General features: G+C 69.7%; 23 protein-coding genes, 1 other RNA gene and 1 pseudogene. 15 read left to right on the top strand and 10 right to left on the bottom strand.

All coding sequences use genetic code 11. The features are described 5' to 3' along the window. Positions 1-12 precede the first annotated feature (12 nt). From ACN28F_RS26285 to ACN28F_RS26315, 7 genes are all read left to right on the top strand, one after another. Entirely contained in the window at positions 13-753 is a 741-nt protein-coding gene (locus ACN28F_RS26285; protein WP_289210521.1) for a zinc ribbon domain-containing protein, read from the top strand. 8 nt (positions 754-761) lie between these two features. Next, complete coding sequence (locus ACN28F_RS26290) at positions 762-2,003, top strand: bifunctional RNase H/acid phosphatase (RefSeq protein WP_421361520.1); 1,242 nt, start codon at positions 762-764, stop codon at positions 2,001-2,003. Positions 2,004-2,134: 131 nt separating this feature from the next. Then, positions 2,135-2,896, top strand: a complete 762-nt coding sequence (locus ACN28F_RS26295) for a sulfite exporter TauE/SafE family protein (protein WP_289210522.1) — start codon at positions 2,135-2,137, stop codon at positions 2,894-2,896. 49 nt (positions 2,897-2,945) lie between these two features. Continuing rightward, positions 2,946-3,560, top strand: coding sequence for a histidine phosphatase family protein (locus tag ACN28F_RS26300; protein WP_289210523.1), 615 nt, complete (start codon positions 2,946-2,948; stop codon positions 3,558-3,560). 174 nt (positions 3,561-3,734) lie between these two features. Next, an RNA gene (gene rnpB / locus ACN28F_RS26305) (RNase P RNA component class A) lies at positions 3,735-4,152 on the top strand. Positions 4,153-4,252: 100 nt separating this feature from the next. After that, the gene (locus ACN28F_RS26310; RefSeq protein ID WP_281550818.1) at positions 4,253-4,408 is read left to right on the top strand and encodes a hypothetical protein; all 156 of its coding nucleotides are present in this window, start codon (positions 4,253-4,255) and stop codon (positions 4,406-4,408) included. Positions 4,409-5,135: 727 nt separating this feature from the next. Continuing rightward, complete coding sequence (locus tag ACN28F_RS26315; protein ID WP_421360169.1) at positions 5,136-6,293, top strand: cellulose binding domain-containing protein; 1,158 nt, start codon at positions 5,136-5,138, stop codon at positions 6,291-6,293. 231 nt (positions 6,294-6,524) lie between these two features. On the opposite strand, the gene ACN28F_RS26320 is transcribed toward ACN28F_RS26315, so the two are convergent. Together ACN28F_RS26320 and ACN28F_RS26325 are read right to left on the bottom strand one after the other, a co-directional pair. After that, complete coding sequence (locus ACN28F_RS26320) at positions 6,525-7,229, bottom strand: alpha/beta hydrolase family protein (protein ID WP_421360171.1); 705 nt, start codon at positions 7,227-7,229, stop codon at positions 6,525-6,527. Positions 7,230-7,414: 185 nt separating this feature from the next. Further along, complete coding sequence (locus ACN28F_RS26325) at positions 7,415-7,858, bottom strand: DUF1801 domain-containing protein (protein WP_289210526.1); 444 nt, start codon at positions 7,856-7,858, stop codon at positions 7,415-7,417. Between the two features lie 164 nt (positions 7,859-8,022). On the opposite strand from ACN28F_RS26325, the gene ACN28F_RS26330 reads away from it, so the two are divergent. Continuing rightward, positions 8,023-8,511 carry an NUDIX domain-containing protein gene (locus ACN28F_RS26330; RefSeq protein WP_421360173.1) on the top strand — a complete coding sequence of 163 codons (489 nt, stop codon included), beginning with the start codon at positions 8,023-8,025 and terminating at the stop codon, positions 8,509-8,511. A gap of 1,282 nt (positions 8,512-9,793) precedes the next feature. Next, positions 9,794-10,117 carry a hypothetical protein gene (locus ACN28F_RS26335; protein ID WP_289210528.1) on the top strand — a complete coding sequence of 108 codons (324 nt, stop codon included), beginning with the start codon at positions 9,794-9,796 and terminating at the stop codon, positions 10,115-10,117. A 251-nt stretch (positions 10,118-10,368) separates the two neighbouring features. On the opposite strand, the gene ACN28F_RS26340 is transcribed toward ACN28F_RS26335, so the two are convergent. Further along, a complete protein-coding gene (locus ACN28F_RS26340; RefSeq protein ID WP_282231627.1) occupies positions 10,369-10,569 on the bottom strand; it encodes a DUF397 domain-containing protein in 201 nt (66 codons plus the stop codon). Continuing rightward, positions 10,566-11,447, bottom strand: coding sequence for a helix-turn-helix domain-containing protein (locus ACN28F_RS26345; protein WP_282231626.1), 882 nt, complete (start codon positions 11,445-11,447; stop codon positions 10,566-10,568). Before ACN28F_RS26345 ends, ACN28F_RS26340 begins: the two co-directional genes overlap by 4 nt. A 420-nt stretch (positions 11,448-11,867) precedes the next feature. On the opposite strand from ACN28F_RS26345, the gene ACN28F_RS26350 reads away from it, so the two are divergent. Both ACN28F_RS26350 and ACN28F_RS26355 read left to right on the top strand, forming a co-directional pair. Then, the gene (locus tag ACN28F_RS26350) at positions 11,868-12,110 is read left to right on the top strand and encodes a DivIVA domain-containing protein (RefSeq protein WP_421360176.1); all 243 of its coding nucleotides are present in this window, start codon (positions 11,868-11,870) and stop codon (positions 12,108-12,110) included. 46 nt (positions 12,111-12,156) lie between these two features. After that, a complete protein-coding gene (locus ACN28F_RS26355) occupies positions 12,157-12,405 on the top strand; it encodes a hypothetical protein (RefSeq protein ID WP_421360177.1) in 249 nt (82 codons plus the stop codon). Between the two features lie 76 nt (positions 12,406-12,481). Here ACN28F_RS26355 and ACN28F_RS26360 read toward each other — a convergent pair whose 3' ends face one another. The 3 genes and pseudogenes from ACN28F_RS26360 to ACN28F_RS26370 form a co-directional block, all read right to left on the bottom strand. After that, the gene (locus ACN28F_RS26360; RefSeq protein ID WP_421361521.1) at positions 12,482-13,786 is read right to left on the bottom strand and encodes a cellulose binding domain-containing protein; all 1,305 of its coding nucleotides are present in this window, start codon (positions 13,784-13,786) and stop codon (positions 12,482-12,484) included. Positions 13,787-14,020: 234 nt separating this feature from the next. Next, positions 14,021-14,632 (bottom strand): hypothetical protein, encoded by a 612-nt coding sequence (locus ACN28F_RS26365; RefSeq protein ID WP_348650061.1) that lies wholly within the window; start codon positions 14,630-14,632, stop codon positions 14,021-14,023. Between the two features lie 10 nt (positions 14,633-14,642). Continuing rightward, positions 14,643-14,834 (bottom strand): annotated as a pseudogene (locus ACN28F_RS26370) (helix-turn-helix domain-containing protein); the annotation flags it as partial. Between the two features lie 129 nt (positions 14,835-14,963). On the opposite strand from ACN28F_RS26370, the gene ACN28F_RS26375 reads away from it, so the two are divergent. Beyond that, positions 14,964-16,307 (top strand): amidohydrolase family protein, encoded by a 1,344-nt coding sequence (locus tag ACN28F_RS26375; RefSeq protein ID WP_421360179.1) that lies wholly within the window; start codon positions 14,964-14,966, stop codon positions 16,305-16,307. A gap of 18 nt (positions 16,308-16,325) precedes the next feature. On the opposite strand, the gene ACN28F_RS26380 is transcribed toward ACN28F_RS26375, so the two are convergent. From ACN28F_RS26380 to ACN28F_RS26390, 3 genes are all read right to left on the bottom strand, one after another. After that, the gene (locus tag ACN28F_RS26380) at positions 16,326-16,943 is read right to left on the bottom strand and encodes a DUF4232 domain-containing protein (protein WP_421360181.1); all 618 of its coding nucleotides are present in this window, start codon (positions 16,941-16,943) and stop codon (positions 16,326-16,328) included. Positions 16,944-17,049: 106 nt separating this feature from the next. After that, complete coding sequence (locus tag ACN28F_RS26385; RefSeq protein WP_421360182.1) at positions 17,050-18,330, bottom strand: hypothetical protein; 1,281 nt, start codon at positions 18,328-18,330, stop codon at positions 17,050-17,052. A 211-nt stretch (positions 18,331-18,541) separates the two neighbouring features. Next, positions 18,542-20,422: a heavy metal translocating P-type ATPase gene (locus ACN28F_RS26390; protein ID WP_289210539.1), complete on the bottom strand. Its 1,881-nt coding sequence runs from the start codon at positions 20,420-20,422 to the stop codon at positions 18,542-18,544. 471 nt (positions 20,423-20,893) lie between these two features. Between ACN28F_RS26390 and ACN28F_RS26395 the strand changes: the two genes are divergently transcribed. From ACN28F_RS26395 to ACN28F_RS26405, 3 genes are all read left to right on the top strand, one after another. Continuing rightward, complete coding sequence (locus ACN28F_RS26395; protein ID WP_289210540.1) at positions 20,894-23,350, top strand: ATP-binding protein; 2,457 nt, start codon at positions 20,894-20,896, stop codon at positions 23,348-23,350. Positions 23,351-23,438: 88 nt separating this feature from the next. Beyond that, positions 23,439-24,368, top strand: coding sequence for a carbohydrate ABC transporter permease (locus ACN28F_RS26400; RefSeq protein WP_353850541.1), 930 nt, complete (start codon positions 23,439-23,441; stop codon positions 24,366-24,368). Then, positions 24,368-25,234 (top strand): carbohydrate ABC transporter permease, encoded by an 867-nt coding sequence (locus ACN28F_RS26405; protein WP_289210541.1) that lies wholly within the window; start codon positions 24,368-24,370, stop codon positions 25,232-25,234. The genes ACN28F_RS26400 and ACN28F_RS26405 overlap by 1 nt, the downstream gene beginning before the upstream one ends.

Raw genomic sequence — 25,234 nt, forward strand, 5'->3', positions numbered from 1 at the left:
GGAGCACCGCCCGTGAAGGCAGACCCGCAAGCCCAGCGCCGCCTGCTCGACCTGCAGGCGATCGACACCGCGCTCGCCCAGCTCGCCCACCGCCGGCGGACCCTGCCCGAGCACGCCGAACTGGACGCCCTGGCCCGGGAACTGTCGGCCCTGGAGGACGAACGGGTCCGCGCCCAGGTCGCCGTCGACGACCTGGACCGTGACATCGCCCGCCTGGAACGCGACATCGAACAGGTCCGCAACCGCAAGGACAAGGACCAGGCCCGGCTCACCCTCGGCTCCGGCCCGGCCCGGGAACTGGAGGCACTGCAGCACGAGATGGCGTCGCTGACCCGCCGGCAGACCGAGCTGGAAGACGCCGAACTGGAGCTGATGGAGCAGCGGGAGACCGCCCAGGCGACCCTCGACGAGGTCACCGGCCGCCTCGACACCGCGCGGCAGCGGCGCGCCGACGTCGAACAGGCCCGGGAACGGGCCCTCGCCGAGATCGCCAGCGAGGAACAGTTCAAGACCTCGTCGCGGGCCCCGCTCGCCAACGACCTCCCCGCCGACCTGGTCACCCTCTACGACAAGATCCGCGAGAACTCCGGTGGGCTGGCCGCCGCCCTGCTGCGTGGCGGCCGCTGCGGCGGCTGCCGGATCGAGTTCTCCGCCACCGAACGGAGCCGGATCAAGTCCGCCGACCCCGCCGAGGTGGTCCGCTGCGAGGACTGCCGCCGGATCATGGTGCGGACCGCCGAGTCGGGCCTGTGAGCAGCGCGATGAAGGTCATCGTCGAGGCCGACGGCGGCGCCCGGGGCAATCCGGGACCCGCCGGGTACGGGGCCGTGGTGCTCGACGCCGGCAGCGGCGCGGTGCTCGCCGAACGGGGCGAGGCGATCGGTGTCGCCACCAACAACGTCGCCGAGTACCAGGGCCTGATCGCCGGGCTGCGCGCCGCCGCCGAACTCGGCGCGACCGCGGTCGACGTACGGATGGACTCGAAGCTGGTCGTCGAGCAGATGTGCGGCCGCTGGCAGATCAAGAACCCGGGGCTGCGTCCGCTCGCCGCGCAGGCCGCCACCCTGGTCCGCGAGTTCGACCTGGTCAGCTTCGGCTGGATTCCCCGGGAGAAGAACAAGCGGGCCGACGCGCTCGCCAACCAGGCGATGGACCGGGCCGCCGGGAAACCGACTCCGGCGACCGATGCTGGGCCGGTCCCGCCGGCCGCCGGTGCTGGTCCGGTCTTGGCGGCCGCCGACGCTGCTGGTCGGGTGTCGCCGGAGCCCGACGCCGCTCCGAAGTCGCCGGAGCTCGTCGGTGAGTCCATGTTCGACACCAGCGGCTCCGGCCCCACCCCGACCGCTTCCTGGGAGCCGCCGGCCACCGCCACCGCCACCCGGCTGATCCTGGTCCGCCACGGCGAGACCGGGCTGAACAAGCAGAGCCGCTACTCCGGGCGAGGCGACGTACCGCTGTCGGAGCAGGGCGTCGCGCAGGCCGCCGCCGCTGCCGCCCGGATCGCGGTGATCCGCTCCGCTGTCGACGTGATCGTCAGCTCGCCGCTGTCGCGCTGCGTCGCCACCGCCACGGCGATCGCCGCGCAGGTCGGCGACCCGCCGGTACGCCCCGACGACGACCTGATCGAATGCGACTTCGGCGAATGGGAGGGCCGCACCTTCGCCGAGGTCCGGGAACGCTGGCCGGCCGAGCTGACCGCGTGGCTGGGCTCCACCGCGCTGGCCCCGCCGGGCGGGGAGTCGTTCGTGCAGGTGACGGCGCGGGTACGTAAGGCGGTGCGGGGACTGCTCACCGCGTACCGGGGAAAGACCGTGGTGGTCGTTTCGCACGTCTCCCCGCTCAAGATCATGCTGCGGGACGCGCTGGGGGCCGGGGACGCGCTGCTGCACCGCCTCTACCTCGACCCAACCGGCATCTCGGTGATCGACACCTGGCCCGACGGCGGGGTAGCCGTGCGCACCGTCAACGACACCGCCCACCTCGCCGGCATCGCCACCCCCTGACCCCCTCTCTTTCCCGACGATCTTGCAGTTATCGCGAAGATTTTTCCGTTATGTCCTTCGATAACTGCAAGATCGTCGGGATCTTGGGCGGGTGCGGGTCACCATGATCCGCGGCGGCTAGGCTCCGACGGGTGGACATCGCCGAGCTGGCCCTGCTCGTCGGAGCAGGACTGGCGGCGGGCACCGTCAACGCGGCGGCCGGCGGCGGCTCGCTGATCACCTTCCCGGCGCTGATCGCGGTCGGGCTGCCCCCGGTCGCGGCGAACGTCACCAACGCGATCGCGGTCTGCCCCGGCTACGTCGCCAGCACCCTCGGCAGCCGCGACGACCTGCCGCGTCAGCGCAAGATCTGGCGCCTCGTGCCGACCGCCGTCGCCGGAGCGATCCTCGGCTGCGTCCTGCTGCTGGTCACCCCGCCCCGGGCCTTCGAGCTGATCGTGCCGTTCCTGGTGATCAGCGCGGCGGCGGTGCTCGGCTTCCAGAACCAGCTGCGGAGACTCGTCGGCGAACCCCACCACCTGCCGGCCGGGCTTGAGCAGTGGTCACTGCAGGCGATGACCTTCTTCTGCGCCGCGTACGGCGGATACTTCGGTGCGGCACTCGGGGTGATGCTGGTCGCCGGACTGGCCCTGGTGCTCGACGAAACCCTCAACGGTGTGGTCGCACTGAAGAACCTGCTCTCGGCGGCGGTCGGGGTCACCACCGTCGCCGTGTTCGCCATCTTCGGCCAGGTCGACTGGCTGGCAGCTGCCGTCGTCGCCCCCGCCACCATCGTCGGCGGATACGTCGGCGCGCGGGTGGTGCGCAAGCTTCCGCCGACCGTACTGCGCTTCGGCATCGTCATCTTCGGCGTCGGCATCGGTGTCCTGCTCCTGGCCCGCGCCCTACGCTGAGCCGCTGGCCCGTGCTCCGACGACGCCGGCCACCCACGATCATGGTCGGATGGCGCGAACGCTGGTGTATCTGGTCCGGCACGGCGAGCAGAGCAGCGACGGGACCGGGCCGGACCCTGGTCTGTCCGAGCTCGGTCGGCGGCAGGCGCGTCGACTCGGTGCCCGGTTGCGTGCGGTGCCGTTCGACGCTGTCCACCACGGACCGGCGGCGCGGGCAGCGCAGACCGCCGAGGAGCTCTCCGACTTCCTGCCGAAGGTCCCGGTGCACGAGTGCCGGTTCGCCGCCGACGTGACGCCGGTGCCGACACCCGGGCGTGCCGACCAGACGGTGCCACAGCGGTACGCCGATTTCCTCGACGCGGTCCCGGAACTGGAGCGCGACCCGGGCGCGGTGCGGGTCCAGGCAGCGGTGAACCGCTGGGGGCGGGTCGGTGACGTCGACCGGTACGAGTTGGTGGTGACGCACAACTTCGTGATCGGCTGGTTCGTCCGGCATGCGCTGGACGCGCCGTACTGGCGGTGGCTCGGGCTCAACCAGTTCAACTGCGGGTTGACCATCGTGCAGTGGCGTGCCGATGCTGCGCCGACTCTGGTGAGCTTCAACGACATCGGCCACCTGCCGCTGGACGAGCGCGGCCAGCCACCGGTGGAGCTGCTCAGCTGAGCAGCACCTGATTGTGGGCGAGCGTCGTGTGGTGGGTGAGTGTCGCGCCGTGGATCTAGAAGGATCTGGCCGGTATATCGACCACAATCCTTCTAGATCGCCGCTGGCCCAGGCCTCGGCCAGCCTGTCGTTCGGCGGTGATCGTGGGCTGCGTACGATTGGTCCTTGGACGGACGAGTCGACCGGGCGGCCGCGTCAGCGGGGGATACGTCCCCTGTTGCCGAGGAACGTCCGGACTCCACAGGGCAGGGTGGTTGTTAACGGCAACCCGGGGCGACCCGCGGGACAGTGCCACAGAAAACAGACCGCCGGGCGGTGAAACGCCAGGTAAGGGTGAAACGGTGGGGTAAGAGCCCACCAGCATCCCGGGTGACCGGGATGGCTCGGTAAACCCCACCCGGAGCAAGGCCAAAAGGGCCGGTGTCGCGAGACGCCGACCTGCGCAGGCGTTCGAGGGCTGCCCGCCCGAGCCTGCGGGTAGGCCGCTGGAGCCTGCCGGCGACGGTAGGCCGAGATGGATGGCCGCCCCCGCTGCGCGACCGGGCAACCGGCGCGTACGGGACAGAATCCGGCGTACAGGTCGACTCGTCCGTCCCACCCAAGTTCGGCATAGATCGCACCACATGCGCTTCGCCGGCTGCGTCAACAGGGCGGGGCATCGGCGTTCGTGCCAGAGCCCTATCGTCGGTGGGGTGTCCGACATCCTGCAGATCGGCTCCCTCGCCGTCCCCGTTGGTGCCCTCGTCGTCTACGCGGTCGGGTTCGTCGTCCTCTACTGGGTCATTCGCCTTGCTGTCCGGCACGCCATCCGAGACGCCGACCGGCGTCGGTCAGGCGACCGGCAGTAGCTCCGAGAGGCGGGTCGGTCGGCCGGGGCTGTTACCGAGTGGCTGGAACTGCTTGACGATCGACGTCGCCGCAGTTAATCTCCTTCATAGCTGAGCATCTATGTACTGTGTGTGATCTGTGCTCCGTCGAGGGCATCCGTCGGCCGGTGACCGGGCCGCCGTACCGACGGTTCACGGCTGTGTGCTCAGCGCGAACGGAACGGCATGCGGCCGACCGCTTCCGGCTGGCTTTCGGTGGCACAGGGCCGGGATCGCCAGCGCATCCGAACGGCATGGGCATTGCCGACGGATCTGTGTACCTCGGGAACAGTGTTCATCTGAGTCAGATTCCGCTGACTTCTGGCCGCTCCATCGCAGTAGAAACAGGAGGCACTTCGTGAAGAACGTTGGGACCAGCGTTTTCACAAGACGCCGTCCACCAGGTACGACGACCGTGCTTGGTGTGGCTGTCACCTTCGCCGCTGTCGGGGCACTCGCCGTGTCCGGCATGTCGGCTGCCGCTGTTCAGGCCCCGGCAGACGAACCAGCGGCATCAGTGTTGGCAAGTTGCGATGACCGGCTGTTCGGCTGGGCGTCAGTGTCGGCGAACGGTGTCGCCACGACGACCGGCGGCGGCAACGCCACCCCGCAGACGGTGACATCGCTTAGCGACCTTCGGCAGTACGCCAACGACTCGACTCCACGCGTGCTACGGATATCCGGTACGATCAGCACTGGGTCGTCGGCCGTGGAGGTCGGCAGCAACAAGACCCTGATCGGCGCAGACTCGAACGCGACGATCCGTGGTGGCATCAACATCAACGGCGGTAGCAACATCATCATCCGCAACTTGAACGTGCAGGGCGGCGGCCAGGGCAGCAGCCCGGCCGACACGATCGCCGCGCGTAACGCCCACCACCTATGGTTCGACCACCTGAACCTGTGGGACGCCAGCGACGGGTTGCTGGACCTCACCCGAGGCGTCGACTACATGACGGTGTCCTGGGTCAAGTTCTGGTACACCAACAGTTCCCACTCGCACAGGCTGGCCAGCCTGGTGGGTGGAGGCTCGACCCACGGCGACACCGACAGCGGAAAGCTGAACGCCACCTACCACCACAACTGGTTCGCTGATCTGGTTGACCAGCGTGGACCACGAATGCTGTTCGGCAAAGGCCACGTCTACAACAGCTACTACAATTCCCCCGGGAACGCGTACGCCATCGGCACCGGATCGTACGCCTCCGTACTCGTGGAGAACAACTACTTCAAGGACATACGGGACCCGCACCGGTTCCAGGACTCGAACCCCACGTACATCACCGCGCGGGGAAACGTCTACGACAACACCAGCGGTCGGCGTGACACAGGCGCCCAGGGTAGTGGCGTCACTCCGTTCACGAACCCGCCGTACAGCTATTCGCTCGACGCGGCAAACGACGTCCCCGGCATTGTCACCGCCTGCGCGGGCCCGAGACTGTCCGGGACGCCGCTGCCGCCCACCACAGCGCCGCCCACCACGGCACCACCGACGACGGCACCACCGACGACGGCGCCGCCGACGACGGCGCCGCCCACCACGCCACCAACGACGACCGCGCCACCAACCACAGGTGCCTGCAGCGCCTCTTACCAGACCGTCAGCTCGTGGCCCGGTGGCTTCCAGGGCGAGGTGGTCGTACGAGCAGGAAGCACAGCGATCAACGGCTGGACCGTCCGCTGGACCCTCGGCAGCGGGCAGACCATCAGTCAGCTATGGAACGGTAGCCTCAGCACCAGCGGTTCCAGCGTCACGGTACGCAATGTGGACTACAACGGCACGCTGCCGGCCGGTGGCACCGCGACCTTCGGGTTCCTCGGCTCCGGCTCACCGTCCTCGCCGTCTCTGACCTGTTCCAGCCCGTGAGATGCCGCTGGGCCAGGTGCCTTCGGCCCATGCCTCTGCCCGAGGCCCTGGCCCAGCAGCGCTCCGCCGGTCACGGACCGTTCGTCCGCGTCGCGTCAGGAGCCGTACGGGGCAGCAGGTGATCGAGTGCCGCGTTCGCGGAAGTACGCCGGACCCGCCGTCTCGAGGACGGCAACCGGGTCTGCTGAGGTCGAGCCGATCCGGACGGATGCCAGCTTCGATCAGTGCTGGTCAGTGCGGCATGAGGTGGCGGGTGAAGAACCGTACCGTGCTGTCCAGCTCGTGTTCCGGGAGCCGGTCGGCGTGCCGGCCCGGGTTGGCGTGCAGCGTCTTCTCGGTCGAGCCGAACGCGTCGAACAGGGCCAGGCTCTGCTCCCGGGGCACCCGTTCGTCGTCCCACTGGATCAGGAACTCGACCGGCACGGTGACGCGAGCCGCAGCTTCCAGCGTGGATGAGGCGGCGGCACCGCCGAGACCGAGGACCGCCGCCCGCACTCGCGGTTCGGTGGCGACGAACGGTACGCCGAGCCCGCAGCCCAGCGAGACTCCCCAGTAGCCGACCGGCCCGGCGTCGAGGTGGTCGAGGACGGCCTGCCACTCGGAAACGGTCTGCTCGGCGACCAGGGCGTGGAAGTCGGCGAGCAGCGCGGCCAGGTCGCTGCCGGAGCTGGCAGCGGCCTGGATCTCGGTGGCGATGCGCTGGTAGCGCTCGTCGGTCGGACGGTCGCCGTGGTTCGGAGCGTCCACGCAGACGGCCGCGAATCCGCTGGACACGAAACGGTGGGCGCGGTGCAGGACACCGGGAGCGGTCTTGTGCTGGCCGCCGCCGTGGCCGATGACGATCAGCGGCGGGCGGTCGGCGCCGCTGCCGGCTGAGGTCCAGAGCACAGCGAGTACGCCGTCGACGGCGAAGTGTTCTTCCTGGATGTTGTGCATGCGCGTACGCGCCTTTCGGGAGTCCCTGCGGGCGCTCCCTAGACCATGCGGGAGAGGGAGTCCCGACCTGTCACAGCGTTGATCGGACTCACCTCCTCGGGCAGCAGTCATGCACGGCGCAGCGATCGTACCGCAATCCACCCCGTCACCGGCGCTCCGCTTTCGGCCGAAGGCGTACCTGCACGTCAGCTCACGGCCTTCTTGACGAGGGCGGCGATGGTCTCTGCGGCCTGCTCGCTGAGCTGGGCGACGGCGAAGGACGTCGGCCACAGGCCGCTGTCGTCGGCGAGGTTGGCCGCAGCGGTGAAGCCGAAGGTGGAGTACGGCTCCTTGTCCGCGTGTCCGCTGCGGAAGAAGCACACGACCTTGCCCTTCCTCGCGTACGCCGGCTGGCCGTACCAGAGCTTCGGGGACAGGTCGGGGGCGTTGGTGGTGACGATGGCGTGGACCCGTTCGGCCAGTGCGCGGTCCGACGGTTCCATCTGAGCGATCTTCGACAGCATGTCGAGCTCCTCGGCGGCTGCCTTGCCACCACGACTGCGGGTCGTCTCCTTCTTGAGTTCTGCGGCGCGTTCCTTCATGGCGGCGCGCTCGCCCTCGGAGAAACCGTCAGTGCCTGCCCTGCTCATCGTGTCGCTCCTTGTCGTTGTCGGGTGTGACCGAGGGTCACGCTAGCCGCGCTGCGGCGGCTGGTGCTTCTCGCTTCCTGATCGGTACAGGCGGCCCGACGCCACGGGGCCCTGCCGGGCGGAAGCCGCCGTCAGCTGGACATTGAGGCGGTTAACCTCCGGTGGTGAGCTCCCCGCCGGACGATTACACAGCGACGTTGCCGCGCAAGCGGATGGGTGCGGCCGTGCTGCTGCGCGACCGTGACGGTCGGATCCTGCTCGTCGAGCCGACGTACAAGGACTACTGGGAACTACCAGGTGGCGTGGTGGAGGCCGACGAGTCGCCGTACGACGCGGCGGTCCGTGAGCTGGCCGAAGAACTCGGCCTGGCGGTCGCTCCCGGCCGGCTGCTGGTGGTCGACTGGGTGCCGCCTCGCGCCGGCCGCACCGAGGGAGTGATGTTCGTGTACGACGGCGGTGTCCTGGACGCATCGCAGACCGACGCGATCCGGCTGCCGCCGCAGGAGTTGCGCAGCTGGGCGTGGTCGACCCTGCCGCAGGCGCAGCAGCGGCTCTCGCCGCTGCTGGCCCGGCGGGCCGCCGCCGCTGTGGAAGCGGCGACGGACAGCGGGACTGTCTACCTTGAGGGCGGGAATCAGGTCGGGGGACCGTAGGGCGCGCGGAGCAACGTCGCGCAGCCCGATCGGTAGAGGCTGTCATGGACTACTCCTCACGGCGCAATCCGACACTCCGCAGGAGGTCCGCTACAGTCCTCGGCCACAGAGCCTCATCCGCGACCTGCTCGCCCCCGACACGCGGAACGCTCTGCCGGGCATCAGGGAAATCGCCACTCACGTCGGTGTGGTTCCCTGATAGGGCGGCGTCAGAGAGGCGATGGCCGCCACCGAGGGCCGAGCATTCCGACCCTCACGAACGATTTGTTGCTGAGGACATCGCTGTCATGCTGTCATGAAGGTGTCAGGAAACTTGCTCAAGTTGTGCCATTCACTTGTATTAATTAGACCCTTACCATCTGGGGTAAGGAATATCCTTCGTCAAGATTGAGGTGTGATGCGTAGGTTAAGTGTAGTTTCTGCTTTTACAATCATGTCGTTGCTCACCTTTCTGATTGCGCCAGCGCATGGCCAAGAGTTGAATCCTAGGGATCAATTTAGTCAGGAGATTAAGAATGATCAGTGCGCTGTCTCTGAGGATTTCAGAGAGGGGGCTTGGTTTTGCCCTTCTCCGGTTAGCTCTAGAGCGTTGAGGATGAAAGCGGAAGCTGGCAATGGTCTATCTGTTGCCAATGGGGTTTGTGCTGCGATTGGGTGCTGGTATATTGGTACCGCCACATATGCGTACTTTGTTGGAAGTGGATCATATGGGTATGGTGGAACGAAGCTCGGTGACACGGACTTCTATATCGAAGACCATTTGATAGGGGGCGGAAATACGCGATCAAGGCCGTTCAGATTCGAATCGACCCGCGCGGTTTACCGCGTTCTCGCAGAAGGTGAACGACTGTACTTCAGTTCGGCCCAGCCTCAGGGTGCTCCAGTAAGTGGAGGTACGTATAATCAGTGGGGATGGTCTGGACCGTATGCTGCGAATCAACTTGTCCAGTGCTTTGGTTCAGCTGGGTATACCGCGTATGAAGCTACTGTTGCCCATGGCGGTATTGTTCATCAGTACAACTGGTCCGATACACAGTACCCCGGCCGATACTACCTGTGGGTCAAAAGCCCTAAGTTCCATCGCCAGAGCAATGGTAACTATCGGTTCGACAGCACTCCGCAGATGGGGTTGAATTGGTATGCATCTGGCTGGAGTAGTTGATACGCTTGTCGTTGCTTCGGTCGTCATTGATCTGAATAATCGCGGCGTCCGTAATATCTACTCCGAGTGAAGGTGTCCAAGTGGCTTGACTTCTCGGTATATGTGTGAGATACCTGGTGCGTGGAGAAGAAGGTGCGAAGAGCGTTCGCTGACTATCTGCCGGAAGACCTGCGGGGGGTTGAGATTGATTCGGCGCTACCAGTTGGGCGACCACGTATTGGTCATGGAATCGTCTACGTCTATCCGCCGCAGCCGGGTAGCGAAGAAGTGGCCTGGCACGCAATGTGGTCGGATCAGTTTCTCGATCCTGACGGGACCGGCAACATCGTAGGGCAGTTGGCAATCGAAGGCGACAGGTTAGTGGTTATTGAATGGGCTCAATCACAACCGGCTGCCCAGAAGTTGGTCTTTTCGGTTGAAGATGGAGAATGGGTAGATTTGTAGAAACAGATTTTGCTGGGTCGCCACATATCGAGCCAGAATGTGGGGATTAGCGAGGTGGTCGAGCATGGCCTCCCAGCCGGATTTCGCTCGGTCTCCGGTGCCGGCCGGAGTATCGATGGGGCGGTACGGGTCCGAGATGTCCGGCGGCGAGCCGGGGCACACTGCGGCGTACAGGGCAGTGGCCATGGCTGGCGTTGGCGTGACCGCGCCGGATACCTGGCGCGGTCACGCATCCGCAACTCGGGCTGGTCTCACTCGCCCCGCAGCGACGTGGTGAAGGACGCCCAAGCGGTGGGGGAGAATGCGAGCACGGGGCCGGAACGGTCCTTGCTGTCCCGTACCGCGATGGCGGCTGCCAAGTTGTCGGCGACCTCAACGCAGTTCCCGTTGCCGCCGGAGCGGCTGCTCGTGCGCCACTCGGCCTTCTCCAGTTGCCAGTTCTTCATCGTCATCTTCCCTTCTCGTCCATGCGGTCGATGGACTTCTTGATCATCCTGACCGACCCTGCTGGGTCGACCGCTGCTGCGCGGAGGTACTCGAACAGCGAGCTGTAGCTGGCGATCTCAGACGGACTCTCCAGGAACATCGCGTTGACCCGGTTCTCGATGTAGACGAGCTCCGGATCATACGGGTCGGGGAAGTCCATCAGGGCGAACGCGCCGTGCATGCCAGCGTGGGCACCAACCTCGTACGGCAGCACCTGGAGGGTGATGTGGGGTTGCTTGGTCATGTCGGCGAGGTGGCGTAGCTGGCCGCGCATCACGTCGACCCCGCCGACCTGGCGATGGATCACGCCTTCGTCGATGATCGCCCAGAGCTTCAGCGGCGTGTCCTTGGTGATCGACTCCTGGCGTTTCATCCGAGCCTCGACGCGATGCGCCACGTCGGACTCGCTGCACTCGGGCAGCACTCCTGCGGTGACGGCTCGGGCGTACTCCTCGGTCTGCAGCAGGCCTGGCACGAACAGCGGCTCGTAGTTGCGGACGCTGCGGGCCTCGGCCTCGAAGCTGATGTAGGCGCTGTACTCGTCCGACAGGACTTCCTCGTACGCCTGGAGCCAGCCCAGCTGGTTCGAGTCCTTGAGCAGGTCCAGCAGCTCTGTGCGCTGTTGCCCGTCGCTGATGCCGTAGAGGTCGAGCAGGGCGAGGACGGTCCGCTTCTGCGGTCGCACCTTGCCGGTTTCGATCCGCCACAGGGTTGCGCTGTTCATGTGGGTCTTCTCGGCGGCGTCTTCGCGGGTGAGCCCTGCGTCGCTGCGCATCCCGCGCAGCTGGTATGCCAGGCGGCGCAGGCGAACAGTCGGCAGGTGCTTGCGCGCGGCCACGTCCATGCTCCCCTCACTCCCTCTCAGTGTGCGGGTCCCGTGTCGGCGGGACAACATCAGGGCATCCTCAAGACTCTTGAAAGCAAGTCTTGCATACGCGATTCATGCTGAGGCAGTATGACACTCGGTGGTCGCATCATGGAGTGTCGATCTACCGACCTGCAGCCAGTGCTCTGGAGATCCGAGCAGGGCTGGAGGGACGCACATCCCCACCCACCTGGGCGCCGGCCGGCGTCGCGGCAAGGAGGCCGGCCGGTGCCCCGACCTGAAGAGGGGGAAGGTCCTCGTGGAAATCGGTGCGCTGATCGGCGCGGTCCTGCTGGGATTCCTGGCTGGACTGTTCGCCTTCAAGGTGAAAGTCAGATGGTGTCCCTGGTGCGGCCGGACGACCTGGCCCGGACCGCCGCCACCGGAGGGAGAAGCACTGTGACCAGGTCATTCGGCCGGCACCGGCCGCCGGTGGTCAGCGTCAACGGCGAGACGTACGAGGGGGACGCCGCGCCGGTCCCGCTGACCGCCGAGCAGGTGGCCCGGGTGCGCTTCCGTACCCGCTGGCGGGGCCTCGACCCACGGCACGTCGCGGCGTACGTCGCCCAGGTCGCCGCCGAGCTACGCCGCCGCGACCAGAGCATCGCCCAACTCGTCGACGAGTTGTCGCTGCTCAAGTAGGCGCTGCGGGACTGGCAGAGCGATCAGGCTCGGCTGCCGTACGTCGGTGAACTCGACATCGACCCCGGCACCTGAGCCGGGTGACGTGCTGGCGATCGGGGCCGCCGCCAGCGTCCAGTTCGCCGGTGACCGGGGCTTCCGGTTCCGGGTCACCGCCGTCGACAAACGCTGGACCTACGCCGACTGGGTGTGGCTCACCGGCTACGTGCTCGACCGCGACGGCACAGCCGTCGACCGACGGGAGATCTTCGTGCAGCGGGACGGGCTGCGCCTACTCTACCGGCGGCAGCGGTGAGCGCCGGTCCGGGGCGACGACGGCCAGTCGTGTCGTCGCCCCGGATCGTTCAGTCGTCCTGGACCGTTCAGCGGGATCAGGGACTGGTGCAGGTCACTGTGGACGGCGTCGACGGCGATCCGGAGCCGAGGAAGCCGAAGGTCGCGGTGCCGGCGGCCGGCAGCGAGCCGTTGTACGACACGTTGCGTACCGTCACGGCGGAGCCGCTGGTGCTCAGCGTGCCGTTCCATATCTGGGTGATGCTCTGGCCGCTGCCGAGACTCCACCCGACGGTCCAGCCGTTGATCGCCGAGCTGCCGGCCCGGACGGTCACCTCACCCTGGAAACCACCCGGCCACGACCCGATGGTCTGGTAGGTGGCAGTGCAGGCACCCGACGGCGGGGCCGTCGTGGGTGGTGCAGTCGTCGGGGGAGCGGTGGTCGGTGGCGCCGTCGTCGGTGGCGCGGTCGTCGGCGGTGCGGTCGTCGGCGGTGCGGTGGTGGGGGACGGGGACGGCAGGCCCGGCGGGACGAGCGGGCAGGTGTTGCGGTACTGCAGCACCCCGGAGGAGTCCATCAGTGGGCAGAGGAACTGGGTGTACCGCAGGTCGTTGTCGAGGAAGATCTTGACCCAGGGGATCATCGTGCGCATCAGCAGCGTGTTCGGCCGGGTCGGGAAGCTGTGGTCCAGCCCGGCGGCCTCGATGTACGCACCTTCGGTCGTCGACGGCAGCCCGTTGTAGAGGTTGCTGACCGACGACGGGGTGGTGACCGTGTCGTATTGTCCGGAGTAGAGCAACGCCGGAACCTGCATGTTGGTCAGGTTCTGCGACGGGGAGAACGGCGTGAAGCCGACCGCGGCCTTCAGTGCTGGCCGCCGCAGCGCCGCGCTGAACGCGCCGCCGCCGCCCATCGAGTGACCCGCGACGGCGAGCCGGTTCGGGTCGACCCGGCTGCGCACCGAGCTCTGCCCGGTGAGGTAGTCCAGCGCGGCCAGCAGCTGGGTGCCCCGGGCGGTGTCGAAGTCGTTGCGGTCGTTGGTCTCGATGCCGATGACGACGAAGCCCTGCGAGGCGAGCCGGGGCCCCATCCAGGCGAGTTCGACGGAGAACAGCGCGGTGTACCCGGGGGAGATGGCGATCGCACCGAAGGTGCCCTGGCTGGTGTCGGTCGGGTAGTAGATCATGCCGCCGTTGAAGCCGTACCCCGGCGGGACGCTGACCTGCGCGGTGGCGAACGGTCCGTTCGGAGCGGCGACGCTCGCCGGGGTCGGGTCCGGACCCCGCTCGTACGGGTTGTCGGCGGCCACCGCCGCCGGGCTGGTCGCGACGATGCCGGCGGCCAGCCCGAGGACGGCCGCCGCTGCCGCGGCGAGCAGCGCGAACGGACGCCGCCGGGCCAGCCGCCGGCCGGTCGGTACCCGGCCGTCGGCAGGCGGTGGATGGGCGATGCCTTATCTGGACATCGGGTGTCTCCTTGACCGTGTGGGGTGCCATCGAAACGATAAACATCGATGTGAACGGTCACGTTACACAGCACGCGGGCTGGTCATCAATCGCCGATCGACTCCGGTCCAAAACAGACACTAGTCAGTACGAGGTCCTGCCGTCGAAAATCTGGCACAGAAATTTCTGCATCAGGACAGCCAGTTGCTCGCGGCCAGGGTGCCGAGCAGCCGCAGCGCTGAGGCGCTGCGATCATCCGCTGCGCGGTACACGATCAGCTGCTGACCAGGGGCTCCACGCACATCGAACGCGTGGTACGTCAACGTCAACTCACCGACCACACTGTGCCGGAACGTCTTCGCCTCATGGGTCTTGCCCCGTACGTCGTTGCGCTGCCACAGCCGGCGGAACTCCGCGCTGGCAGCGCCCACCTCCTCGACCAGGTCGTGGGCCCGCCGGCGGTGCGGGTCGTGACCGAGGGCGAGGCGCAGGTTCGCCACGCACGCCTCGGCGGAGCGGCGCCAGTCGACGAAGAAGGTCCGGCCGGCCCGGTCCAGGAACGTCATCCGCACCAAGTTGTCCGGCTCGGTGAAGTCGGCGTAGAACGCGTCGGCGAGCGCGTTGCCGGCCAACAGGTCGAGCCGACGGTCGACCACGATCGCCGGGGTGTCCGGCCAGGCGTCGAGCAGCTCCCGTAGACCTTGGTCTACCTGCGGGCGGGCCGGTGCCGGGTGTGACGTCGGCCAGCCGGAACAGGTGGTCGCGGGCGTCGGCGTCGAGATCGAGCGCCCTGGCCACGGCATCCAGCACCGACGCCGACGGGTGGCGTTCCCGGCCCTGCTCCAGTCGGGTGTAGTAGTCGACGCTCACCCCGGCCAGCACCGCGACCTCTTCGCGGCGCAGGCCGGCGACCCGCCTGGTGCCGCTGAAGGTCAACCCGACATCGCCCGGCGTGAGCCGGGCCCGTCGGGCCACCAGAAAGGCGCCGAGCGCGGTGGTGGGCATGCCACCCACGCTAACCAGCGCAAGCTCCGGCCATCCAGGGTGCACCACACCCTGGTTACGCCCGGCCTGGTTGGCCGTCGCACCGGCCCGCACGGTGGACAGGTCCCACCCTGCGACAAGGAGCGAACCATGACGTTGTTCAGCGGTGGCGCGGTCGTCACGATGGACCCGACGATCGGTGACCTTGCCTCCGGTGACGTGCTCATCAGCGGCGACCGGATCGTCGCCGTCGGCACGGACCTGCGGTCGCACCCGGAAGCGGCCGGCGCGACCGTCGTCGACACTACCGGCGGCATCGTCTGCCCCGGCTTCGTCGACACCCACCGGCACGCCTGGCAGGCGCAGCTGCGCCGCAGCATCCCCGACGTGGGCGACCTCGGCGAGTACGTGATGTCGACGCTGGCCGGCGTCGCACCCGCGTACACCCCGAACGACATGTACGTCGGCACCCGGCTCGCGGCGCTCACCGCCCTCGACGCCGGCATCACCACGATGCTCGACTTCTCGCACAACTCCCGCACTGCGGCTCACTCGGACGCGGCGGTGCAGGCGCTGGTCGACACCGGCATCCGGGGCGTGCACGCCTCGATGGGTCCACACTTCGGCGACTGGGACAAGCAGTGGCCCGCCGACCTGGTCCGGCTGCGGGAGAAGTTCCACGGCGCCAACGACGCTCTGGTGACCGTACGGCTGGCGGCGCTGGCCACCGACGAGATCGCCGGATCGGCGTTGGCGTACGGGCCGGAGCTGGCGGCACTTGCTCGCGATCTCGGCATCGGTGTCAGCATCGACGCCGTGTTCGGCGAATCCTCGTCGGCGGCGATCGAGAGCTGGGCGACCGCTGGTCTGCTTGGCCCGGACGTGACGCTGATCCACGCCACCGGGCTCACCGGGCGGGCCTGGCGGGCGATCGGCGACACCGGGACCACCGTGTCGCTGGCCCCGACGTCGGAGGCGCAGATCGGGCTGGAGACGGCGGTGCCGGCGATCGACGAGGCACTGGCCGTCGGCGTGCGACCCGGGCTCAGCATCGACGTCGAAGTGGCGCTGGCCAGCGACATGTTCACCCAGATGCGGGCGCTGCACGCGATCCAACGGATGCGCGCGGTGCACGCCGCGTACGGCACGGATCACCCCGTGGGGCAGCGGATCACCACCCGCGACGTGCTGGACTTCGCCACCGCGCAGGGCGCGCGGACCAACGGGCTCGGCGACGTCACCGGCTCGATCAGCCCCGGCAAGCAGGCGGACCTGCTGGTGGTCCGGGCCGACGACGTCAACACGATGCCGCTCAACGACGCGGTCGGCACGCTGGTGCTCGGCGCCGACGCCCGCAACATCGACACGGTCGTGGTCGGTGGCCGGGTCCGTAAGGCGGGCGGCCGGCTGGTCGACGTCGACGTCGACATCGACGAACTACGCCGTACGGTGACCGCCTCCCGCGACGCGATCCGCCGGAGGGTTGCCGGGTAGCGGCGACCTGAACTCGGTCTACCAGGCGACGACGCCCTGGGTGGACGGCTGGATCGAGCCGATCTGCACGTCGGCGATCGGCAACTCGCCGACTGCCTCTTCGCCGTCCAGGCCGACCGTCCGGGCGACCACCGTCGTGCTGTCACCGGGCGCGCCGACCCGTACCGTGGTCGCCACCGCGCAGTCGGTCGACGCTGGGTCGCAGGTGGCCCACTTGACGCCGGCGAACGCGGACTCGCCCGGATCCAGGTCGGTCGCCACCGGCGGCCCGGGCTGCTCAACCTGCTGCTGGGCGACGTCGACCGGGCTGCGGTCGGCGCGTTCGAAGGCCAGTGTCACCCAACCGTCGAGCTGACACGGTGCCGCTGAGTCGTTGGTCAGCGCCAGCATCGCCACCCCGGCCTTCTGGAAGATCACGTCGACGGCCAGGTCGGTGCTGGCGCAGGCGGCCGTACCGCCGTCACCCGGCGCGTCGGATCCGGTGCCGGACAAGTCGGCATCGGCGGTCGGCGCTGCGCTGGCGGTCGGTGACGTGTCGGTGGTCGGCTCCGCATCTGGCGCAGCGTCGCCGCAGGCGGCGAGGGTCAGCGCGGCGGGGATCAGACAGGCCACGGCGGCGGTACGGGCAACACGCATGGAGGGCTCATTCCTCTCGACAACGGGTGGCTGTCGGCGACAGTCACGTTGATCGGCATCGGACCGTACCGCCGGATGTGCCCCGCGACCATGTGCCAGAAACCGGTCACATGCCAGGAAAGCACCACGATGCCAGGTGTGCCAGGTCCTTCGCTCCGCCGGTGGACACCCGCTCCGGCGCGGGCCGATCGTCGACCGGCGCAGCGATGTCGCGGGCGATCCGGCGTACCCCGGTGGTGGCGTCCAACCGTGACGTCCACATCTGCCAGCGGTCCGACCCACGGCCGCGCAGCCGCCGGTCGGCCGTGGCGTCCACATCGGCGGCGGTCGGCTGGGCGGCGAACACCCCGTCGAGATACTCGACCAGGCCGTACCGTCGGCCGCCGCGATCGTCCACCCGATGGCAGTACGCCAGCACCCAGGCGTCCTCGCAGCAGCGTACGGCGTACAGGTCGCCGGCGCGGGCCTCGCCGCGCAGCGCCACCGGCAGCGGCGCCGACCGGGCACCACGCCGCGCCGACACTGAGGTCGGTGCCGGCGGCCGGTCGGCTGGCCGGGGCAGGTGCCCGAACAGCCGCCGCGCCAGCGACTCGGTCACCCCGTCGGCGGCCCGCCAGAACGACAGCGGCGCGTCCACCTCGACCCGGGCGTTCGGCCGCCGGTCCCGCTCACGGGCGGTGGTGAACGCGGTCAGCGTCCCCGGATGGTACGCCGTCTGCAGGACCCCGACGAAGGCGAGATCCTCCAACAGCGACCGGTACGTCCACTTGTCGGCACCGGGCAGCAGCCCGGCTGCCCGCAGCGCCTGCACCGTCCCGCCGGCCCTGGTCGTGGCCGGCAGCGAGCGGATCACGTCGAGGATGCCGTGCAGCACCCACACGTCGTACGGCTGCGGTGCCGGCAGCGGCGGGGTCGCCGACTCCAACGTCAGCAGGTAGCCGCACACGTCGCCGGGCAGCGGTGACCCGGACCGGGCCCGCTGCCACCAGGCGAGCGTGGTGTCGAGGGTCGTCTCGGCGGTCAGGAAGCAGACGTCGCAGCATCGGTCGCCGTTCGGACCCGGATGCGCCGGAATGGTGGTGCCGAGCGCCCACGCCGGCAGCACCGCCCGCCAGCTGCGCGACGCGCTGCCCAGCCCGGCGACGAAGGCGTCGGCGGCGACCCGTTCCGGTACGGCGGCAGCGAGCCGGCGCAGTCCGGTGACCGCGTCGTCGTGGCCGAACCGGCGGAACGTGTTGGGCGTCAGACCGTGTGCGCCGAGGGCGGCCAGCGCGTGCGCCGGGATCGTCGACGGTACGCGGTGGGCGTGGTGCCCGGCGTCGTCGACGTGGCTGTTGGCTGAGGCGTACACCCTGCTCAGCAGTCCCATGATCGCGTCGTCGTCCACGCGCCCCGAGGCTACCGCCGCCGCGCCACCGACTGGGCAGGTCCGCAGCCTGCCCGCCAGACGGGTATTGCGAATGATGAGTATTCCTCTGAGGAATGATTATTCCTCAGAGGTATGAGACTCAAGAACATACCTGCGGGCAGGACGGAGGGCACCGGCTCGCCGTCCCAGCCCGCCGCCCCAGCCAGGTCTGCCGACGGTGGCGGGACGGTCATCGCCGCCGGGGTCGGCGGCGGCCGCCGGGGTGCAGGGCGCGCAGCGCGTTGAGGATCACCGCGACGTCGATGCCTTCCTGGGTGAACGCGCCGGCCACCGGCGGCAGCAGGCCGAACGCGGCGACCACCATCGCCACCACGGCCAGGCCCATGCCGACGGCGGCGCTCTGCACGGCGATCCGCCGGGACCGGCGGGCGATGTCGACCGCGTCGGCCAGCCGGCCCAACTCGTCGACGGCGAGTACGGCGTCGGCGACTCCGGCCGCCGCGCTCGCCCCGGACCCGCCGACCGCCACTCCGACGTCGGCGGCGGCCAGCGCCGGTGCGTCGTTGACGCCGTCGCCGACCATCACGGTGACCGCGTGGGCGGACTCCTCGCGTACCCGGGTGGTCTTCTCCTGCGGCGAACAGCGTGCCACGACGTCGTCGACCCCGACCTGCGCGGCGACCTGCCGGGCGACCTCCGGCCGGTCGCCGGTGAGCATGACCAGCCGGGTGAAGCCGGCCTGCCGCAGCCGGGTGACCGTGGCGGCGGCGTCGGGCCGCACCGGGTCGCGCAGCAGGACCACCCCGGCGGGTACGTCGTCGACGGTGATCCACACCGTGGAGAGCCCGTCGGCTTCGGTCCGGTCCCGGACCGCGCCCGCCCAGTCCGGCAGCGGGTCGTCGGGCTGGCCGACCCGTACCGTCCGGCCGTCGACCCGACCCTGCACGCCCCGGCCGGGATCCTCGGTCACCTCGGTCGGGGCGACGAGCCGCAGGCCGCGTCCGCGTGCCGCCCGGACCACCGCGCCGGCCAGGACGTGCGGGGAGAGCTGCTCGACCGAGGCCGCCAGGCGCAGCAGTTCGGCCGGTTCACCGCCGTCGGGGCCGGTGACGACGTCGGCGGTCTCCGGCCGGCCGGTGGTCAACGTGCCGGTCTTGTCGACCAGCAGGGTACGGGCGTGGCCGAGCTGCTCCAGCGCGCCGCCGTCGCGGACCAGGACACCTCGGCGGGCGGCGCGCGACAGCCCGGCGACGACCGCGACCGGGGTGGCCAGCAGCAGCGGGCAGGGAGTGGCGACGACCAGCACCGCGACGGCGCGGACGAACTCGCCGGAGACGATCCAGCCGGCGCCGGCCAGCGCCAGGGTGAACGGGACGAAGGCAGCGGCGTACCGGTCGGCGAGGCGGACCGTGGCGGCCTTGCCGGCGCCGGCTTCGGCGGCCATCCGCACGATCCCGGCGTACGTGCTGGCCTGCGCCGTTTCGACGGCCCGCAGGCCGAACGCGGAGCCGGCGTTGACCACGCCGCTGGCGATCCGGTCCCCGGCGGCCCGGTGCACCGCCTGCGACTCGCCGGTCACCACCGATTCGTCGCAGGTGGCCGGATCCTCGGCGACGCCGTCGACCGGCACCACCTCGCCGGGGCCGACGACGAGCTGGTCGCCGGTGGCGACGTCGTCGACGTCGACGACGTCCACGGTGCCGTCGGCGGCCCGTCGGCGCGCGGTACGGGGTGCGTGCGCCACGAGCGCCTGCAGGTCCCGCTGGGCCCGCCGCCGCGCGTACGTCTCGAGGGTGTGTCCGGTGGCGAGCATCAGTGCCACCACCGCGCCGGCCAGTGGCTCGCCGGCCAGCAGCGCACCGATCAGCGCCAGTACGGCGATCACGTCGACGCCGACGCGTCGACGCCGTACCGACTGGACGGTCCAGCGCAGCGCGACCACCAGCGCGGCGAGCGTCGCCGCCGCCCAGGTGGCGTCGGCGACGGTACGGTGGCCGGTCAGCTGTACCAGCCCGCCGGCGAGCACCACGATGGTCAGTGCACCCAGCGGGATCCAGTCCCGCCAGCGGGCCCACCAGGAACCGCGCCCCGTCGGCCGGGACTCACACATCGCCACCTCGCACCGGGTCGGTCGTCGCCGTCATGGTGTCAACGACGCCCGGTGGTGTCGGGCAGCTGGGCGGGTGACCGGGGCCCCGTCCGGTCACCCGCCGCCTGAACGTATCCAGCCGACGCCACCGGTGGATGGTGGTGGCGCGGTCGTCGCCGCGACGTCGGATCGCGACGGTGGCACGGTTCGGCGGGTCGGCCGGTTACCGGGTGGAGCGCCTGGACCAGTACATCGCGGTGTCCTTCCCTGATCGTCGCGTACGGCCGGGACGGCCCGCGCGGACGCGACGGTGCGTGGGCGAGGACGTCCCTCTTGTACGGTGTCTGATCTGTTCTCCGTACAGGGTGCCCGGTTCCCGGCCGCTGTGGCCGTGATCTCGTTCATCTCCGTACATCGGCGTACATCGACTAACATCCGTTGTGGAGCGGGGGCCGTCAGGTCGCCGCCGTGACGTCGGGCCGGTGGAGGATCGTGCGAGTCGCGATGGTGCACGGTGTGGACACCCGACCACCGGACCGCCTGCTGCGTGACGCCGCCACTGCCCGTACCGTCGACGATCTTGCCGGCCTGCTGCGTGCCCTGCGGCGTCGGCACGCCCGCCGCGAAGGCCACCGGGTGTTGTCGTACCGGCTGCTGGCCGCCCGTGCCGGCTGGTCGCACACGGCCGTCGCCGAGTACCTCACCGGCAAGACGCTGCCGCCGACGGACCGCTTCGACGTCCTGGTCGGCCTGCTCGGCGCGAGCCCGATCGAGCGGGGTGCGTTGGCCAGCGCCCGGGACCGGGTCGACGAGCAGCGCCGGGGCGTCGAGGTGCCGCTGCCGGTCACGGTTGCGGCCGGTGCCGGCGCGGCCCCGCCGGCCGCCCCCGGCCCCGGCCCCGGCGGCGGTGACCCGGTGCCCCGGTCCGTGCCCCGGCAGTTGCCGCCGGCACTGGCCCGGTTCAGCGGTCGGCAGGCGGAGTTGACCCGGTTGACCGAGTTCGCCGACGCCACCGACGACGACCGGGGCGCCGGTGCGGTACGGGTGGTGGCGGTCAGCGGCACGGCGGGGGTGGGCAAGACCACCCTGGCCGTGCACTGGGCGCACCAGGTCGCGGACCGGTTCCCGGACGGCCAGCTCTACCTGAACCTGCGGGGGTTCGACCCGGACGGTGCGGTGACCGAGCCGGCGGCCGCGCTGCGGCTGCTGCTCGACGGGCTCGGGGTGCCACCGGCCCGGGTGCCGGCGCAGCTCGACGCCCAGACGGCGCTGCTGCGGACGACGCTGGCCGGGCGGCGGATGCTGATCGTGCTCGACAACGCGCGCGACAGCGGGCACGTGCGGATGCTGCTGCCCAGCGCGCCCCGGTGCCTGGTCGTGGTGACCAGCCGCAACCAGCTGACCGGGTTGGTGGCCGCGCACGGCGCGTTCCCGGTGACGCTGGACCTGCTCGACGGGTCGCAGGCGGCCGAACTGCTGCGGCACCGGGTCGGGGTGGCGCGCTGCGCCGCCGAACCGGACGCGGTCGACGAGATCGTGGCGCGGTGTGTCGGGCTGCCGCTGGCGTTGGCGGTCGTCGGCGCAAGGGCGGCGACCGCGCCGCAGATGCCGTTGGCGGCGCTCGCGGCCGAGCTGCGGACCGCTGGCGAACGTCTCGACGCGCTCGCCGCCGACGACCCGGAGCTCGGCGTACGGTCGGTCTTCTCCTGGTCGTACCAGGCGTTGAGCCCAGCGGCGGCGCAGCTGTTCCGACTGCTGGGCAACCATCCCGGTCCGACGATCTGCCTGCCGGCGGCGGCGAGCCTGGCCGGTAGGCCGGCGGTCGAGGTCCGGCGGGTGCTCGGTGAACTGGTCCGTTCGCACCTGCTCGACGAACTGGCCGACGGCCGGTACGGGCTGCACGACCTGTTGCGGGTGTACGCGGCCGAACAGGCCCGTCGGTCGGAGACCGCGGCGGACCGGGCGGCGGCGGTACGCCGACTGGTCGACCATTACACGCACAGCGCGTACCAGGCCGACCGGGCGCTGCAGTCGAACCCGGTGCCGTCGCCGCCGTCGTCGCCGGCGGTGTCCGGGGTCGGTGCCGAGCGGTTCGCCGACGCTGGCGCGGCGCTGGCCTGGTTCGCCGTCGAACAGCCGGTGCTGGTGGCGGTGTTCGACGTCGCGTTGGCGGCCGGACTGGACGCGGCGGCGGTGACGCTGTCCCAGGTGACCTACACCTTCCTGGACCGGCGGGGGCACTGGCGGGATCTGCTGGTCATGCAGCAGGCGGCGCTGGAGGTGGCGCGGCGGCTGGGGGACACGGCGGCGCAGGCGGCGGCGCACCGCAACATTGCCCGGGCGTACACCCGGACGAACTGTCACGCCGAGGCCGAGACCCATCTGCTGGCTGCGTTGACGGTGGAGCAGGGGCGCGGTGACCTGGCGCGGCAGGGACTCACCGAGATGGCCCTGGCCCTGCTGCGGGAGCGGCAGGAGCGCCACCGGGAGGCGTTGGCGCACGGGCGGACCGCGTGCGAGTTGTACGAGGCGGCCGGTGACCTGCGGGGGGCGGGCAAGGCGCTGAACGTGGTCGGCTGGCAGCACGCCCGGCTGGGCGAGTACGCCGAGACGCTCAGTTGGTGCGGTCGGGCGTTGGAGGTGCTGCAGGGGTTCGCCGACCGGCCGGGGCTGGCCAGCACCTGGCACAGCCTGGGGTACGCGTACCAGCATCTCGGGCATCCGGACGAGGCGGCCGCCTGCTACCAGGAGGCGCTGGCGTTGTTCCGGGGGCTGGGGGACCGGCACCTGGAGGCGCTGGTGCTGAGCAGCCTCGGGGAGATCGGCGCGCAGACCGGCGACGTGTCGGCCGCGCGGCGGTGGTGGTCGGCGGCGGTGGAGATCCTCGACGGCCTGCAGCATCCGGACGCGGAGCCGATCCGGGCGAGGTTGACGCGACTGCGGGGTTGACGGGGGGTTGACGGCGGTCGGCCCCGGTGCCACCATCAGGCCTCGATGTTTGCGCAAACATTACCGACGTGACCCGAGGTCGAACGCAATGGCAACCCCACCGACACCTCCCCGGACGGCCGCCGCCGCCGGTGGCGTCCGCCGCCGGCCCCGCCGGCGACGTCCCCTGGCCGGCTGGCAGTTCGTCGGTCCGTTCATGCTGGTCTTCGCGCTCGTGTTCATCGCGCCGATCGGCTACTCGATCTACCTGAGCCTGTACCGCCGGCAACTGATCGGCGGCAACTCCTTCGTCGGCCTGGACAACTACCAGCGGGCGCTGACCGACCCGCAGTTCTGGTCCGCGTTCGGCCGGGTCGGCCTCTTCCTCGTCGTCCAGGTGCCGATCATGCTGGCCATCGCGCTGCTCGTCGCGCTCGCCATCGACAGCGGCCGGCTGCACGGCAAGAGCTTCTTCCGGGTCTCGATCTTCCTGCCGTACGCCGTACCGGCCGTCGTCGCCACCCTGATGTGGGGCTTCATGTACGGCGACCGGTTCGGCCTGGTCGGCAACATCAACGACGCGTTCGGCACCGCGTTGCCCGACCCGCTGCGCCCCGACCTCGTCCTGATCGCCATCGGCAACATCGTCACCTGGGAGTTCGTCGGCTACAACATGGTGATCTTCTACTCGGCGCTGCGGGTCGTGCCGGCCACTCTCTATGAGGCCGCCGAGGTCGACGGCGCCAGTCAGCTGCGGGTCATCCGGTCGATCAAACTTCCGGCGATCCGGGGCGCCCTGGTCATCGCCACCATCTTCTCCATCATCGGCAGCTTCCAGCTGTTCAACGAACCGAGCATCCTGCAGCACCTGGCACCCAACGCGATCACCACCTACTTCACCCCCAACCTGTACGCCTACTCGCTGAGCTTCTCCGGCCAGCAGTACAACTACTCGGCCACCGTCGCGATCGTGATGGGCCTGATCACCATGGCCATCGCGTACGTCGTCCAGCTGCGCGGCATGCGGGAGGGACGCTGATGTCCGCCATCACCAGGGTGCGCCGGCCCGTCCGCAGTGTCACCCTGACCCTGCTCACCGGCATCGTGCTGGTGTACAGCCTGATCCCGCTGGCCTGGCTGCTGATCAACGCCACCAAGTCGCAGCAGGGCCTGTTCTCCTCGTTCGGGCTGTGGTTCGCCGACGACTTCGCCCTGTGGGACAACGTCGTCGACACGCTCACCTACGACGGCGGGATCTTTCTGCGCTGGCTGGGCAACACCATGCTGTACGTGGCCGCCGGCGCCGGCGGCGCGACCCTGCTCGCCACCCTCGGCGGGTACGGGCTGGCCAAGTTCGACTTCGTCGGCCGTAAGGCGGTCTTCGCGATCGTCATCGGCGCGGTCGCCGTACCCGGCACCGCGCTGGCCGTGCCGACGTTCCTGATGTTCAGTCAGCTCGGCCTGACCAACACCCCGTGGGCGGTGATCATTCCGTCGCTGATCACCCCGTTCGGTCTCTACCTGATGTGGACGTACGCGGCCGAGGCCATCCCGGACGAGCTGCTGGAGGCGGCCAGGATGGACGGGGCCGGCGAGTTCCGCACCCTGTTCCAGATCTGCCTGCCGATGCTGGCCCCCGGCATTGTCACCGTCGCGCTGTTCAGCATGGTCGCCACCTGGAACAACTACTTCCTGCCGCTGATCATGCTCAAGGACCCGGACTGGTACCCGCTGACGCTGGGCCTCAACGCCTGGAACGAACAGGCCGCCACCGCCGGTGGGCAGCCGGTGTTCCACCTCGTCATCACCGGGTCGCTACTGACCATCCTGCCGCTGTTGGCGGCGTTCCTGCTCCTGCAGCGCTACTGGCAGTCGGGTCTGGCCGCCGGCAGCGTCAAGGAGTGA

Source organism: Solwaraspora sp. WMMA2101 (assembly GCF_049179175.1).
Classification (GTDB): domain Bacteria; phylum Actinomycetota; class Actinomycetes; order Mycobacteriales; family Micromonosporaceae; genus Micromonospora_E.